At 38.1% G+C, this 927-nt stretch carries 1 protein-coding gene and 1 pseudogene; both read left to right on the plus strand.

The annotated features are described in order from the left end of the window. Positions 1–161 precede the first annotated feature (161 nt). Positions 162–704: a hypothetical protein gene (locus FKN93_RS17415; protein ID WP_170905772.1), complete on the plus strand. Its 543-nt coding sequence runs from the start codon at positions 162–164 to the stop codon at positions 702–704. 139 nt (positions 705–843) lie between these two features. After that, positions 844–927, plus strand: a pseudogene (locus FKN93_RS17985) (MmcQ/YjbR family DNA-binding protein); the annotation flags it as partial.

Consider the following 927-nt stretch of genomic DNA (forward strand, 5'->3'; position numbering starts at 1 on the left):
ATATTGAGTTCGCACATCTTGTTGTCTGGTTGTTGTTTTTTGGCGAAATCATTTGATCACATGACAAGATGTGTATCCAGCTTAAATTGATGATTTTTCTTAAAATCATCAGGGGATTCCTCAGGGCTCAGCTTCAAGCTTTGGATAGTGATGAATATATAATGGTTCCTGTTGTTAATGGTGCATTCTCAGAGGAAAAAGAAATTTTCGTTACTCAACCAGGTCTTTATAGAGTTCTATCTAGTGATAGAAGCTATGCCGGTAAAAAATTTCAACGATGGTTATTTCATGATGTTATTCCAGCATTGACTAAGTACGGTGAGTATCCAGCTCCAGTGATTACTCAAGATTCAGAAGTCAAAAAATTAGCTAAATTAGTTTTAATGGAAATCGAGCAACGTGAAGAGGCTGAAAAGCGGATTCATGAAAAATTTCTTGCTCATGAAAAACAGCTTAACCTTCTTGGAGACAAGCTACATTCGATTGAAACCGAATCAGATATTTCTGACTATTATTCTGTGGCTCAGTATTGTAGTAACAACTTAATTGATAAGACGCACGAGCAATTGGTTTTTGGTTGGTGTATAAAAATTTGTGCAGAAGAAGGTGAAAAGTCACATAAACGGACTATTAATGGTCGCAAAGAACTGTTTTTCCCTCTACATGTCATCGCCGCAGCTGTGTCACACGTGAAAAAAGCCTAACAAGGCGTTAAAGAGGGATTCACAACGCGTGGCATTTTCATTATGCGTTGATTTTATTAGTTTTTAGTGCAATGCGGTGAGTTGGTCGTTGCGTTACTCACCCCTTAACGCGGCGTTATGTGCTTCAAGGATGAACAATATGAATTACGATGAATTTAATGAATTTTGCGGCTCTTTCCCCGCTACTAGTCATGTTGTTCAATGGGGCAATTCTGATGTATGG

Source organism: Vibrio sp. A8-1, assembly GCF_013048685.1.
GTDB lineage: Bacteria > Pseudomonadota > Gammaproteobacteria > Enterobacterales > Vibrionaceae > Vibrio > Vibrio metschnikovii.